Here is a 14,130-nt window from a genome sequence, read left to right on the forward strand (position 1 = left end):
CGGCCTGATATGAAACTCGTCTTTCTCGGAACGGGCACCTCCACCGGCGTGCCCACCATCTGCTGTCCCTGCGACGTCTGCCGCTCCGACGATCCGCGCAACAAACGTCTGCGCGCCTCGGTCATGGTGCAGAACAACGGCTTCAACCTGTTGATCGACACCTCCACGGACCTGCGCCAGCAGTGCCTCAACCACGACATCGACCGTATTCACGCCGTGCTCTACACCCACCACCACGCCGATCACGTGCACGGCATCGACGAACTGCGCGTGTTCAATTTCTTCCACAAAACCGTCATCCCCTGTTACGGCAATGCCATGACGCTCGAGGCGATCCAGCGCAACTTCAATTACATTTTCAACGGCCACAAGCCAATGGGCGGCGGCATCCCGCAACTCGATCCGATCGTCATCGAATCCAACCCGTTCGAGCTGGGGGGTCTCAACGTCCTGCCGGTGGACATCACTCACGGCAACATGACCATCCTCGGCTACCGCATCAACGACCTCGCCTACGTCACCGACTGCTCCGGCATCCCGGAGGAAAGCGTGGAAAAACTGAAGGGGCTGGACGTGCTCGTTTTGAACGCACTCGGATTCGAGCCGCACCCGACGCATTTCTGCCTCGACGACGCGCTGAAGGCCATCGACATGCTGAAACCGAAACGCGCCATCCTGACGCACATCAATCACAAATTCGATCACGAATCGGTGAACAAAGAACTGCCGGAGAATGTGGAACTTGCTTTCGACCGGATGGAAGTGGAGGCGTGATCAGTCGAGGTCGAAATCGCGGAGGGGTTTGGAGCTGTCCTTGTCCACGTGCTTCTGCGCTTCCTTGAATTTCTCGTCGAGCAGGCGGGAGCGGTCCTTTTCGATTTCATTCTGCTTCTTGAACAGGCTTTCGGCTTCCTTGCGGTGACGGTCGAGGTCCTTCACCATGTCAGACAGGTTGCCGACCGGCTTTTTCTTCTCTTCCTTCCACACCACCTGCCCGGTTTTCTGGTCCACCTGCAGTTTGGCTTCACAACAGGGGCAGAGGATTTCAAGTTTGTCGCTCATAAATCGCCTTCAAGATTCAGTTAAACAACTCCAATGTTTTAAATTATATCAGAGAGCCGGGGCACTGAAAAGGGAGCCCCCCGGCTAAATTCACGTTGGCAAGCAACGCCACCTTGCCTACAATGAACGCGTTTGTTCAAGGAGACCCCTTTTCATGGCCGCAAACGGATACTTCATCACCGCCACCGACACCGGGATCGGCAAAACCGTGGTCACAGCGGTGCTGTTGACCCTGTTCCGCCAGCACGGACAGAACGCGGGGTTCATCAAACCCATCGAGACGGGGGTGGACACACATTGCAGTTCCGCCGCCAACTCCGACGCCAAATTCCTCCTGGAATGTTCCGGCCTCAACGAGCCGCTGGAAGCCATCTGTCCGCTGATCCTCAAAACCCCCGCCGCGCCCTACCAGGCGGCGGAAGTCGAGAACAGGGAAATCGATCCCGCGGCCATCGAGGACGCCTGCCGCGCCCTGGCCTCGCGTTACCATCCTTTGCTGGTCGAAGGCGTTGGCGGTCTGCGGGTGCCCATCACTCCTGACTATCATGTGATCGACCTCATCGCCGCGCTTGGCTTTCCGGTCATCCTCGTTTCCGGGTTCCAACTGGGCACGCTCAACCACACCCTGCTCAGCCTCGACGCCCTCCACGCCCGGGGCATCCCGGTCAAAGGCGTGATTTTCAGCGATCGTAAGGAGGACGGGCTGACCGATGTCGAAGCCCTGCAACCCGCGCTCATCTCGCACCTGTCAAAGGTCCCGGTTCTCGGCCGCCTGCCCTTCATCGACGACCTGTCCACCGACAGCTTCACCCCGGAAGTGTGCGCTCACCTGGAACAGATGATCAACCTGCCCGCGCTCCTCGATGGCTGACAAGGACAGGACCGAAGTCCCCGACCTCTACGGCGCGCGCGTGCTGGTGACGGGAGCCGGCGGATTCATCGGTTCCCACCTGGTGGACGCGCTTCTTCAACAAAACATCACGGTTCAGGCGCTGGTGCGGAATCCCAAACGCGCAAAGTGGCTGGATACAACCAAAATCGATCTGCATACCGGAGACCTCCTGCAACCCGCCACCTACCGCGATCTGCTGAAACAGGTGGACGTCGTTCTCCACTGCGGCGGCACGGTGCGGGCTCGGAAACCGTCCGACTTCAACCGCAACAACGTCACCGCCTGCAACAGCCTGTACGAAACCTGCCTTGAACACGGCAGGCACCTGAAGTCCATCGTTCACCTGAGCAGCATCGCCGCCTCGGGTCCGTCCCCCGTGGATGCGCCCATCGACGAGACCGCGTCGTGCCGGCCGCACTCGGACTACGGCCATTCCAAGCTGGCAGGGGAAGTGATTGCCCTCACCTTCTCGCGTTTCCTGCCGATCACCATTCTGCGTCCTCCCGTCGTGTATGGCGAACGTGATCGCAACCTGCTCGACTACATCAAGCTCATCAGCAAAGGCTGGAACGTGCATATCGGGAGGAAACCGAAAATCCTGTCGCTCATTTACATCGAAGATCTCACCCGCGCCATCCTGCACGCCGCGGCCCGTCCTCCGGAAAGCGAGCGGGTGCTGTTCGTCACCGACGGCGAGTGTTATTCGTGGGACCGGGTGGCCGAGGCGGTGATCGAAATACTGAACGTACGCGCACGCCGCATCGTTCTGTCGCAGACCGCACTCACGGCGCTGGCGTTTCTGTCGGAAACGTTTTCAAAGTTCAGCAAGGAGCCGCCGCTTTTGGACCGGCAGCGTGTCCGCGACATCGACCAGGGCGCGTGGACGGCATCGCCCAAACGTTTTTTTGCCACGTACGGATTTCAACCGCGTTATGATTTGAAGGAGGGCCTCAGCCGCACCATAAACTGGTACCGGCAACACCGCTGGCTGTAATCTTTTAATAGAGGAGACGCCATGCCATCCGATTCCACCACCCCCAATCTGCAACCCATCATCGAAATCGCCGGGAAGCTGGGTCTGGCGGAAGCCGACCTCGTCCCCTACGGCCATACCAAGGCCAAGGTGCGGCTGAACTTGCTGGAAAAACATCCACCGAAGGGCAAACTGATCCTCGTCTCCGCCATCACCCCCACCGCCGCGGGGGAAGGCAAGACCACCACCACCATCGGACTCGGCCAGGGACTGGCGAAACTGGGCCAACGCGTGTGCCTCGCATTGCGTGAGCCTTCACTGGGGCCGTGCCTCGGCATGAAAGGCGGCGCGACCGGTGGCGGACAAAGCCAGGTGCACCCGGCGGACGAGATCAACCTCCACTTCACCGGCGACTTCCACGCCGTCACCGCCGCCAACAACCTGCTCTCGGCGCTCCTCGACAACCGCATCTATCACGAAGGCATGAGCCAGATCGATCCCCGGCGCATCCAGTGGCGGCGGGTGATGGACATGAACGACCGCGCCCTGCGTAACATCGTGCTGGGACTGGGGGGCGTCCTGCAGGGAGTGCCACGCGAAGGCGGGTTCGATATCACCGCCGCATCCGAAATCATGGCCATCCTCTGCCTGGCAGATAACTTCGATGACCTCAAAAAACGCCTGGCACGCATCCTGGTCGCCTTCACCCACGACGACGAACCCGTCACCGCCGACTCGCTCCACGCCACCGGCGCGATGACGGCACTCCTCAAAGACGCACTCATGCCCAACCTGGTGCAATCGACCGAAGGCGTGCCCGCGTTCATCCACGGCGGTCCGTTCGCCAACATCGCGCACGGCTGCAACTCCGTGATCGCCACAAAAATGGCGATGGGTCTCGCCGACTGGGCGGTGACCGAAGCGGGATTCGGATTCGATCTCGGCGCGGAAAAGTTTTTCGATATCAAATGCGTGAGCGCGGGGCTCGATACCGCCGCCGTGGTGCTGGTCGCCACCTGCCGGGCTCTCAAAATGCATGGCGGCGCGAAAAAAGACGAACTCACCTCCCCCGATCCCGAACGGCTGGCGAAAGGGCTGGTCAACCTCGACCGTCACGTCGAGAACATCAAGCGCTTCCGCGAACCCCCCATCGTCTGCCTCAACCGCTTCGACACCGACACCGACGCCGAAACCCAGATCGTACGTGAGCATTGCGAGAACAAACTCAAAGTGCCTTTCGCGGTGAGCGATCATTTCACGAACGGAGGTGACGGGGCGATGGAACTGGCGCGGACGGTCATGAAACACGCGGAAAAAGTACCCGACCCGTTTCATCCGCTTTACGACTGGGCGGAAGACATTCCGACGAAGATCTGGAAGGTGGCGCACGGCATGTACGGCGCCGAGAAAATCGAGTACAGCAAAAAAGCCGAGCGTGACCTGAAGACCCTGGAGAAATGGGGTTACCATAAACTGCCGGTGTGCATCGCCAAAACGCAGTCGTCGCTCTCCGACGATCCCAAACTGTACGGGCGGCCTTTGGGGTTTACGGTGACGGTGCGGGAGATTTTACTGTCGGCGGGAGCGGGATTCGTCATCCCGGTGACGGGCGAGATCATGCGCATGCCCGGCCTGCCCAAAAATCCGCAGGCGGAGCACATCGACGTCGTCGATGGCCGTATTGAGGGGATTAAATAACAGTAAAATGTTGGTGAGCTATTGATAAAGGAAAAATCATAAAGCCCCCTCATCCTGGCCTTCTCCCGCAAGGGGAGAAGGGATCTTATTCAAAATAAGCGGCGCCGCTTTCGGGGGTTTCGTACACTTCCACGCGCTTGACGCGGGCGTGCTGTTTGTCGATAGACCCTTCCAGCTGTTTGAACAGCCAGCGCGCAATGTTCTCAGCCGAAGGGTTCTGCTTGTCAAACGGTGGCACTTCGTTGATGTTGTGGTAATCCAGCTTTGAGAGAAAATCGTCCACCATTTTCTTGAGTTCGACGAAGTCGATGCCGACCCCGATCTCGTCGAGTTCCTTCGCCTCGACGGTAACACTCGCCGTCCAGTTGTGGCCGTGCAGGTTTTCGTATTTACCGTCGTAGCCGCGCAACTGGTGCGCCGCGGAGAACCGGGTGGTGACATAGACTTCGTACATTCAGACCTCGCTCAACACGTCGTGGATGCAGTCGCGCGCCGTGGTCATCATCGACCGGATGGTATCGGGATCGATCACCAGCGGCGGAATGAAGTAAACCACGTTGCCCAGGGGACGCAGGAACAGTCCGCGTTCCAGCGCCTTTTTATAGATCCGGTAGCCCACCCTCTGCGTGACGGGAAATTCCGCCAGCGTGTCGCGGTCACGCACCAGCTCGACCGCACCGATGAGTCCCGTCTGCCGGAACTCTCCGCACCATTTCAGTTCCTTCAACATCTCCCCGCACTCTTTCATTGTTGCGATGCGTGTTTTGAGCGCGTCCCAGAAGCCGTCTTCCGCAAAAAGTTCGAACGTGGCGTTGGCGGCAGCGCAGGCCAGCGGGTTGGCACTGTAGCTGTGGCTGTGAATGAACAGCTTGAAGGTATCGTAATCGCCGTAAAACGCCTGGTAGATGCGGTCCTCGGTGAGCGTCGCCGCGAGCGGCAGGTAACCGGAGGTGATGCCCTTCGACAGGCACAGGAACGTCGGCTTGTGGCGCAGCTGTTCCGAGACAAACAAACCGCCGGTTCGGCCGAATCCGACGGCGACCTCGTCGTAAATGGTGTGCACGCGCAAAGTCTCGCAGGTGGTTTGCAGTTTTTCGAGGTACACCGGTGGGTACATCTTCATCCCGGCCGCCCCCTGCACGAGAGGTTCGACAATGACGGCGGCGATATTCTGATGTTCTTCCACAAGTGCCTTTTCCATCGGCTCAAAACATTCGGCCTTGCAGGTGTCGCGCGTGAGGCCATAAGGACAGCGCAGGCAGTCGGGTCCTTCCACCTTCAGGTTGTCCATGAGAACCGGTTCGAATTTATCGCGGAACAGGTCGATGCCGGAGACGGACAGCGCCCCCAGCGTCTCCCCGTGGTACCCACCTTTCAAATAAACGAACCGCTTTTTCCCGGGTTTGCCTGTCTGCGCCCAGAACTGCAGGCTCATCTTGAGCGCGATCTCGATTGAGGTGGAACCGTTGTCCGAAAAGAAAACCTTGGAGAGGTTCGGCGACGACCACTCCACCAGCTTGTGCGCGAGGTCCACCGCCGGCTGGTGCGTGATGCCGGCGAACATGACGTGCGCCATCTTCTGCAATTGATCGGTGATGGCTGTGTTGATATGCGGGTGGTTGTGGCCGAACAGGTTCACCCACCACGACGAAATGCAGTCCAGATAGCCGTTGCCTTCCCGGTCGTACAGGTGCAGGCCTTCGGCGCGGTCGATCAGCAGGGGTGGGTCCGATTCGTGATCCTTCATCTGCGTGCACGGGTGCCAGATGTAATGGAAATCGCGTATCAGGTCTTCGTCGCGCGGGGGCGCGCTTTTAGGGAGTTTCATGACGTCCGGTTTGTGTTCACATTTCGTAACGAGCCGGGTCGAACTCGGCGACCAACTCCTGCGCATCGCCGGTCACAATCCCGGCCATGTAGTCGGCCTGGTTGGGCGTCTGCAAAATGCCGTTGCGGAAATGTCCCGTTGAATAATACAGGTTGTGAAACTTGCTGCTCGCTCCCATGACGGGCATGCGGTCTTCCGCCGCAGGACGCAGCCCCGCCCACGTTTCGATGAGCGGCGCATCCTGGATGGCAGGCAGGATGGCGGCCGCGCGGTCAATGATGGCCTGGATGACGTCGTCCTGGATCAGGCTGTCGAACCCCTTGTCCTCCATCGTCGAGCCCAGCACGAATCCATTGCCCTGCCGCCACGGCGCAATGTAAGTGCACATGCCGTGGATGGTATAGGCGAGTGTCATGTCTTCCACATCGACGCGGCACATCTGGCCTTTGATGGGACGCACCGGCATGGAGACACCGAGCACCGTCCCCAGCTGTTGGGACCAGCTTCCCGCCGCCAGAACGAACCGTTTTCCTTCCACCTCACCCGTATCCGTCACCGCGGCGAACAACGTCGAACCGTCGCGGCGGAATCCAGTGACGCTGGCGTTCTCCACCATGACGCCCAGTTTCGCCGAGGCCGCAACCAGTGCGTCGTGCAGTTGGCGGTTGTTGATCTGCGCCTCGCCGACCCAGATGCAGGCGCCGACATCCGGCGACAGGTGCGGCAGTTTTTTCCGCACCTCGGCCGGGGACCACACAGTGTGCGGCACGTTTTCCGATTTGAAGAACTGCAGACGCTCGTCCCACTGGTCGCCGATGGATTTCTCCGGCATGATCGATCCCGCGTCGGACAGAAATACGTCTTTCCCGCTCACCGAGGAAACCTCTTCGATGAAACGCGGATATTTGTCCAGCGATTCGCGGCAGAATTGGAAGAAGCGGTTGGCCTCACGGCATTCACAGAAGGGGGCCAGCATCCCCGCAGCGGCACGGGAAGCCGCAAGAGAATGCATGGGGTCGCCCAGCACCGCGATGCTCCAGTCCGGGCGGGCCTGCTTGGTTTTGAAGGCGATGCTGTGGCCGATGACCCCGGCCCCGACGATCACCACATCGTACTGCGGCACTGCGTGAATCCTCGCTCCATGACGGGTGGCTTAAAGCTTCATTGTATACGACTTTCCCGCACCAGACCACACAAAGCCCGGATTTTACAAGCCTCCGGCCGTTGGCCGGGCCGGGCCGCCACCCCGAGTTTCCTTGAACTGCGAGCATGGTATGTGGTACTTTTTTACCTGTCCGAGTCTCAAATTCAGGCGATTCCCGAACTTCGGAATACTTGGAATGCCTGAACCGAATTCATGCAACGCAACCTGAAGGATGGACCATGTCCGAGAATCCCGAACAGACCGAAACCCAGACCAACGCTTCTGAACGCATTGAACCGATGCTGGCGCACCTGAAGGCAGGTGGCCAGAATATCGACTTCGACCGCATACGGGCGCATTTCAACCAGATGTGGGAGTTCGAAAGCGGGGACACCCTGTCGGAAGAAGAGCAGTACCTGGCCACCATCGGCCTGTTCATCTACACCTGCCACAACGCGCTGGACGACTACAGCATCAACGTCATTCGGGCTCGGGAGTACATCGCGGATGCGCTGAGGGCGTGGCTGGCTCCGGAAACGGACAAACAGGTGGCGGAGGAGAAGGCCTCGGACAACCCCTTCAAGACCTTTGTGGAGAAGGAACAGCCGCGGGTGGAGGATTACTTCAGCTGGCGGCATTTCCTGATGGAAGTCAAAAAGGCGAGCGACAAGGAGTTCCAGTTCAAGAGTAAGTCCTGCTGGTTCCACAGTCTGTTCATCCGGCTGGGGCGTCCGGACTACATCGAGACCGCCTGCAACTTCGACCGCATTCCGGCGGAGGCCCGAACGGATTACGTGAACCTGAAACTCAACAACACCTTCGCCAAACTGGGCACCTTCTGCCAGTTCCGCTACACCCCCTCTGAGGGAGAGTGATCGTCCCTCAATCCGGTTGAGTGGGGGAACCCGCGGGCGCCTCAGCCCAGGATGCCTTCCACCTTGTCGATGAAGATCACTTTATAGGCGGCAACGGCCTTTTTCACCCCCCGCGTCATGGACCGCACAGACAACGTGGCACCGGTGATGTTGTTGATATCGTTGAAGGGGTTCTTCGAGTCCCTGCCGAAGAACTGGCTCATGAAGGGCTCGAACCGCACCTCCCACCCGTGCGGCTCGCGATAGACCATGATTTCGACATCCCGCACCGTTCCATCCGGATTGATGACCACCATGAACGTGATGGGATAGGAACGGCCGATCTCGTTTCCCACCACCATGTAGCCCAGGGGCTCTTTTTTATCGTCCAGCCCGATATACCAGGTGAGGCGGCGTTCGTCGTAATCTTCTTCCAGGATGTTGGAGATGGCTTCGCGCTGGGCTTCGCTCAACCAGACTTTTTTCTTTTTGACGAAGCGGGTGTTGGGGAACGCGAGTTTCAGCGCTTCCATCTTGGTCAGGTAGACGGTCTCCACGTATTCTTCTTCCCCGAACACCACAAGGGTGGGTAGAAGAATAAAGGAAACGATCAAAAGTAAAAATACAAACCCGCCCAACCCGGACCAGCGGCCCGGATGGACGGGTTTGTAACCCGGTTCAGATTGCATAGGTGGCTATTATATAAACAACAACCTGAATTTGTCCAAACTCATTTTACCTTGTCCAGAAACAGGATCTGGTAGATGGCGGAGGCCTTTTTTACCCCGGCCGTAACAACGCGGACGGATACCGTAGCCCCGGTGACAGCGTTGGGGATGTAATCGGCTCCGATCTTTTTCCCGAAAAACTGCTTCAGCCAGGAGTCGTACTGCACGTTCCAGACGCGAGCCCCCTCATATTGCAGGACCTCCACATCCTTCACCGTACCATCCTGGTTCAAAACCGTCACATAGCTGATGGGCCAGGAGCGGTTTTTAACCGAATCGAAAATGGCGTAGCCCATAGGGGTGCTGCCCTGCATACCCACGTACACGTTGACACGGTCTTCGGATACGTTTTGCTGGGCAAGTTTGGAAATCGCTTTCCGCTGGGCTGTGCTCAGCCAGATTTTTTTCTTGATGACTTTGCTGACGCCGGGAAACAGGTGCTTGAGCGCATCCTCCTTGTTGCTGACATTCAAAGCATGGGCAGGCAATGCGGTCATCCCGATCCATACAGCCAGCATGATCAACGCCAGGCCCCCATAAAGCGGGTTGGGTTTCTTCGCGTTCAATTTATTCATTTGCGATCCTCTTTTTTTAACACCTATATTAACAGATTTAGACTGTATCCGGTCGGCTGAACAGCCGGTTTCCTCCTCCCAGTCCGACCGGTAAAGTTCGATTAGAAGAACATGTACGCCATACCCAGGTTGAACTCCTGGCTGCTGGTACCATTACCCCGGTCCTGATTGGTGTAATCCAGCTTGATCGCCACGTTCGGAGTCGGGAACCAGGCAAAACCACCCGTGAACACATCGAGTTCCTGAGCCGGGTCGGCCGCAGCACCCGCAGGCATTTCGTTCTGGGTGTCGATGCGCTCGTACATGCCGTGCAGAACCAGATCGTGCGAAGTAGCCACCTTCATCAACTGGAACAGGTGAATACCCGCCTGCACGTTCCAGGCAAAGAGGTTCGATGCGACGAAGGTGCCGGTCGAGTTTGCAGGGGCACCCAGGTTCGCCTGGTTGTGGGCATTGATCTGTGCCGCGTTGTTGATGTGAGTGTGAACCACTGTGGCGTTCATCTCAAACCAGCGTTTGCGGAACTTGATGTCACCTTCCAACAGGGTGACCCGGGCTCCCGCATCAATGAAATTCTGTGACGTGTCGCCGGTGTAGAACGAACCTGCCAACTGGAATCCAGGGAACAGGTTGGGCAATTCAAAGCGGCCCACCACGGCCAGGTCGGAAGCGATCATGTTGTTGGGTTGCAAACGACCACCGCGGATGCCGCTGGAGGAAAACTGACCCGCTGCCCCGCCAGCGCCGACACCGGACCCCGTATCACTGGAATTGATGCGGATGGCCTGCAGGGAATTGACCACGTAAACGCGATAGTTCATGCCGCCCAGAAAGTTTCCGAAGGTACCGAACACACCACCACCGGTGCCGTTCCAGGTCGTGGGGATCGCCCGGTTTTGCAGAAGCGGGCGTTCGACGGTCCAGAAGAAGACCGGCTCGTGGAATTCGTTCAGGAAGCCGACAGGCATCAGGACCGTACCCGCACGGATATTGAATTTCGGATCCAGCAGGAAGTCGAGGTAACCCATCTCGAATTCCAACTGCTGAGCCGCGTGCTCGTAGTCGATTTCCGCGTTCAGGAAGATCCAGTCGTTGAACTTGGCGTTGATGCCGATGACGAACCGGTGCGCGTCGAAATTGTTGCGGCGTTCATCCGAAGGAAACCGCAGGTGGGTTTCCCCGTAACCGGTTACGTTGACGTTGCGGCGGAAGGTGCTGACATCATCGCGCAGGCCGTCGATTTCCTCCGCCATCAATTCAACCTGCTTCTCCAAAGCTTCCAGGCTGGCGCCCTCTTCCTCAATGATGATGAGTTCGCCTCCCTTGCCGATTTCTTCCTCCTCAATGATCAAACCACCAGGCTGAGCCCAGGCGGTGGTCCCGCCCAGAAACATGCCCAGACACACTAACGTTGCAAGTGTTTTTTTCATTACCTCCTCCAGATTTTTTTGTCGCGCCCGTATGGGAAAACCCAATCCTTAAAGGGCGAATGAACTACAAAAAAATGTCGGCACCCGATCCCTGACGGGAAGCCGACACCTACCTTGGCAACTTACCTTTGACTCAGAACGTAACTGAATTTCCACTAAGGCAATCTCAAAAGCTTACGAATGGCATCCTTTGCCTTGCGTACCTTGATCACACGATCCTGCGAATCGATCTGAACCGCGGCTCCTCCACCGCAACGACCCATGCACCGTGAACTTCGGACCGACCCCATGGCTTCGGGATGTTCACGATAATGGCACCGCAGAGTTCGCAACACACTTTTCGATCCCCAGGCTTTACAGCCTGGTCCCTGGCAAACCGTGATGGATGTGTCGTGGCCATTCATGAATAGGGATGCCTCCAAAAATCAAAGATTCTGAGATTCATTATCATTCATATAAAGTCATTAATACCGAAATTGAGAATCATTGTCAATGGGGGCTCGCAAAATTTTTACAGATAAAACAAAACTACTTTATTTACAATAATTTATTGACATCCTGTGGTTCAAAGCAATTCCTGTTTTCAGTATTCTCATGACTTCCCAATTGAAAATGAAATCCGGAATCAAATGGTTTGAGGTGGGACAAAAAAAGCCGCCCGGTTAAAACCGGGCGGCCTGGAATTCGGGGGAGAGTCCGTGTGAGGAGGGTTATTCTTCGGTCTTCATGTGCTCTGTCAGATAATTCTGAATCCCAATGTCCTGGATACGCGAGAACTGGGTCTCCAGCCAGTCACAGCTTTCCTCTGAATCCTTCAGGATCCCATCGAGAAGTTCCTTGGTGACAAAGTCGTTTTTGTCTAGGCACAGCCGAATGTGCTTTTTCAGTTTTTCAACGTGTTTCTTTTCGTAGGCGTATTCGCTTTTCAACTGCTCCTGGCAATTTTTGCCGACGGGGATTTCCTCGTACCGGGCCATGTTGGGAGCGCCTTCCAGAAACAGGATGCGTTCGATGAGCTGGTTTGCGTGCTTCATCTCCTCCATCGACTCCTCCCGGCTGTGCGCGGCCAGTTTTTCGTACCCCCAGTTTTCCTGCATCTTGTAATGCAGATAGTAAATATTGATAGCAGTCAATTCCCCGGTCAAAATATCATTGAGCGCGTCGATGATTTTTTTATCACCTTTCATGAATCGCTCCTCCAAGTAGAACGTTTAAAATGAGGTTCCTTCTGTTCGAGTCAGCACTTCTGCCCCATCGGCCGTAACAAGGATGGTGTGTTCGAACTGCGCAGACAGGGAACCGTCCAGAGTGATGGCGGTCCAGTTGTCATCGAGAATCCGCAGCTCCCGTCCACCCATGTTGACCATGGGTTCGATGGTGAATGTCATTCCCTGCCTCAACTCCATACCCTGTCCGAACTGGCCGAAGTGAAGCACCTGGGGTTCATCGTGGAATTTGGCTCCAATGCCGTGCCCGCAGAACTCCCGCACCACGGAATACCCCTTCTTTTCCACAAACTGCTGGATGGTGGCTCCGATGTCGCCCAGATGGGCCCCCGGCCGCACCACGTCGATGGCCTTGTGCAGGGCGATCTTGGTGGTCTCGGTGAGCTTCTGCGCGTTCTTGCGCGGCGACCCCACGAAAAACGTCTTGTTGGTGTCGCCGTGGTATCCGTCCACGATGGTGGTGACATCCAGATTGACAATGTCTCCGTTTCGCAGCTTGCGGTCGGAGGGGATACCGTGACACACCTCGTCGTTCACCGAAGTGCATATGCTTTTGGGAAACCCCCGGTAGTTCAGGGGAGCAGGAATAGCCCCTTTCTTGATGATGTAGTCGTGACAGATGTCATTGAGCTCGTTGGTCGTCACGCCCGGTTTGATGTACGACTCAATCATCACAAGGACCTCCGCCGCCAGCCGGCCGGTCACCCGCATCTTTTCGATTTCTTCATCGGTTTTAATGGAAACCATGCTTGTACCCAAACTCCTTAAGGTCACGAACGTTGTCGCGCCATCGCTCTTTCACTTTAACATACAGGTTGAGGAATACCTTGTTGCCGAACCGCCGCTCGATCTCTTCGCGTGACCAGGTGCCGATCTTCTTGAGCAGTTTTCCACCTCCACCGATGACTATCTTCTTTTGAGATGCTTTTTCCACAAAAATGGTTGCATCGATCACCAACATACCACGTTTTCCTTCACGCAAACCATCCACCATCACCGCAACGGAGTAAGGAATTTCCATTGCGGTGAGCTTGAACACTTTTTCGCGAATGATTTCCATTATCAGGAATTCTTCTGGTGCGTCGGTGATCATGTCATCAGGAAAATAGCGCGGTCCTTCGGGAAGGTGTTTGAGAATCACCTGCTCCAGCAGGTCCAGCCCGTCATCCTTCAATGCCGAAATGGGCACGGTTTCGACAAACGTCTCGCGTGCATTGATTTCGCCGGTCAATTCGAGAATACGCGCCTTGGGGATCAGGTCGATCTTGTTGATCACCAGGATTTTCGGTGTGCGCGTCTGCTTCAGGGATTCCAGCACAAACACATCGTCCTCCCCGCACCCGTGGCGGGCGTCGATCATGAACAGGATCAGGTCCACATCGCCGTAGGTGCTGAGCGAGGTTTTCACCATCTCCTCATTCAGCTTGCTCGCCCCCTGGTGGATACCCGGCGTGTCCATGAGGATGATCTGCCCTCCATTCAGGTGGCAGACCCCGGTGATCCGGTTGCGCGTGGTCTGGGGACGGCGTGACATGGCCGCCAGTTTTTCGCGGACCAGACGGTTGAGCAACGTCGATTTGCCGACGTTGGGCTTGCCGATCAGGCTGGCATATCCGGATTTGAATCCTGTGTCGTGGGTGGTGATGTTGTGGGCACTCCCTAAAAATGCGGGCTATACGCCGAAAATGTTAGATTGTATTATAGGTGAAACCAGAAACCA

The 14,130-nt window shown here is 56.9% G+C and carries 15 protein-coding genes; 5 read left to right on the forward strand and 10 right to left on the reverse strand.

Annotated elements, in window-relative coordinates; all coding sequences use genetic code 11:
- Positions 1 to 9: 9 nt before the first annotated feature.
- Positions 10 to 774, forward strand: coding sequence for an MBL fold metallo-hydrolase (locus tag ACTRXA_RS09865; protein ID WP_442427028.1), 765 nt, complete (start codon positions 10 to 12; stop codon positions 772 to 774).
- Here the strand turns inward: ACTRXA_RS09865 and ACTRXA_RS09870 are convergent, their stop codons facing one another.
- Complete coding sequence (locus ACTRXA_RS09870; RefSeq protein ID WP_005011599.1) at positions 775 to 1,062, reverse strand: hypothetical protein; 288 nt, start codon at positions 1,060 to 1,062, stop codon at positions 775 to 777. It lies immediately after the preceding gene.
- A gap of 154 nt (positions 1,063 to 1,216) precedes the next feature.
- On the opposite strand from ACTRXA_RS09870, the gene bioD reads away from it, so the two are divergent.
- From bioD to ACTRXA_RS09885, 3 genes are read left to right on the forward strand one after another with little or no spacing between them, the layout of a single operon-like run.
- The gene (gene bioD, locus ACTRXA_RS09875) at positions 1,217 to 1,933 is read left to right on the forward strand and encodes a dethiobiotin synthase (protein WP_442427029.1); all 717 of its coding nucleotides are present in this window, start codon (positions 1,217 to 1,219) and stop codon (positions 1,931 to 1,933) included.
- Positions 1,926 to 2,948 (forward strand): NAD-dependent epimerase/dehydratase family protein, encoded by a 1,023-nt coding sequence (locus tag ACTRXA_RS09880; RefSeq protein ID WP_442427030.1) that lies wholly within the window; start codon positions 1,926 to 1,928, stop codon positions 2,946 to 2,948. The genes bioD and ACTRXA_RS09880 overlap by 8 nt, the downstream gene beginning before the upstream one ends.
- Positions 2,949 to 2,969: 21 nt before the next feature.
- Positions 2,970 to 4,625, forward strand: a complete 1,656-nt coding sequence (locus ACTRXA_RS09885) for a formate--tetrahydrofolate ligase (protein WP_442427031.1) — start codon at positions 2,970 to 2,972, stop codon at positions 4,623 to 4,625.
- Positions 4,626 to 4,710: 85 nt separating this feature from the next.
- On the opposite strand, the gene ACTRXA_RS09890 is transcribed toward ACTRXA_RS09885, so the two are convergent.
- From ACTRXA_RS09890 to thiO, 3 genes are read right to left on the reverse strand one after another with little or no spacing between them, the layout of a single operon-like run.
- A complete protein-coding gene (locus ACTRXA_RS09890) occupies positions 4,711 to 5,079 on the reverse strand; it encodes a 6-pyruvoyl trahydropterin synthase family protein (protein WP_442427032.1) in 369 nt (122 codons plus the stop codon).
- Positions 5,080 to 6,453 (reverse strand): adenosylmethionine--8-amino-7-oxononanoate transaminase, encoded by a 1,374-nt coding sequence (gene bioA / locus ACTRXA_RS09895; protein WP_442427033.1) that lies wholly within the window; start codon positions 6,451 to 6,453, stop codon positions 5,080 to 5,082.
- Positions 6,454 to 6,469: 16 nt separating this feature from the next.
- The gene (gene thiO / locus ACTRXA_RS09900) at positions 6,470 to 7,576 is read right to left on the reverse strand and encodes a glycine oxidase ThiO (RefSeq protein ID WP_442427034.1); all 1,107 of its coding nucleotides are present in this window, start codon (positions 7,574 to 7,576) and stop codon (positions 6,470 to 6,472) included.
- Between the two features lie 260 nt (positions 7,577 to 7,836).
- Here thiO and ACTRXA_RS09905 point away from each other — a divergent pair, with 260 nt between their 5' ends.
- On the forward strand, positions 7,837 to 8,472 hold the full coding sequence (locus ACTRXA_RS09905; RefSeq protein ID WP_442427035.1) for an L-2-amino-thiazoline-4-carboxylic acid hydrolase: 636 nt from the start codon (positions 7,837 to 7,839) through the stop codon (positions 8,470 to 8,472).
- A gap of 41 nt (positions 8,473 to 8,513) precedes the next feature.
- Here ACTRXA_RS09905 and ACTRXA_RS09910 read toward each other — a convergent pair whose 3' ends face one another.
- From ACTRXA_RS09910 to era, 6 genes are all read right to left on the reverse strand, one after another.
- Positions 8,514 to 9,140, reverse strand: coding sequence for an FMN-binding protein (locus tag ACTRXA_RS09910; protein WP_442427036.1), 627 nt, complete (start codon positions 9,138 to 9,140; stop codon positions 8,514 to 8,516).
- A gap of 41 nt (positions 9,141 to 9,181) precedes the next feature.
- The gene (locus ACTRXA_RS09915; RefSeq protein WP_442427037.1) at positions 9,182 to 9,754 is read right to left on the reverse strand and encodes an FMN-binding protein; all 573 of its coding nucleotides are present in this window, start codon (positions 9,752 to 9,754) and stop codon (positions 9,182 to 9,184) included.
- Positions 9,755 to 9,855: 101 nt separating this feature from the next.
- Positions 9,856 to 11,184, reverse strand: coding sequence for a hypothetical protein (locus tag ACTRXA_RS09920; RefSeq protein ID WP_442427038.1), 1,329 nt, complete (start codon positions 11,182 to 11,184; stop codon positions 9,856 to 9,858).
- A gap of 710 nt (positions 11,185 to 11,894) precedes the next feature.
- Entirely contained in the window at positions 11,895 to 12,371 is a 477-nt protein-coding gene (gene bfr, locus ACTRXA_RS09925; RefSeq protein ID WP_442427039.1) for a bacterioferritin, read from the reverse strand.
- A 24-nt stretch (positions 12,372 to 12,395) separates the two neighbouring features.
- Complete coding sequence (gene map, locus ACTRXA_RS09930; protein WP_442427040.1) at positions 12,396 to 13,157, reverse strand: type I methionyl aminopeptidase; 762 nt, start codon at positions 13,155 to 13,157, stop codon at positions 12,396 to 12,398.
- Complete coding sequence (era, locus tag ACTRXA_RS09935; RefSeq protein WP_442427258.1) at positions 13,144 to 14,055, reverse strand: GTPase Era; 912 nt, start codon at positions 14,053 to 14,055, stop codon at positions 13,144 to 13,146. Before era ends, map begins: the two co-directional genes overlap by 14 nt.
- Positions 14,056 to 14,130 lie beyond the last annotated feature (75 nt).

The sequence above is a fragment of the Nitrospina sp. P1_D6 genome, from assembly GCF_052156615.1.
Lineage (GTDB): Bacteria > Nitrospinota > Nitrospinia > Nitrospinales > Nitrospinaceae > Nitrospina.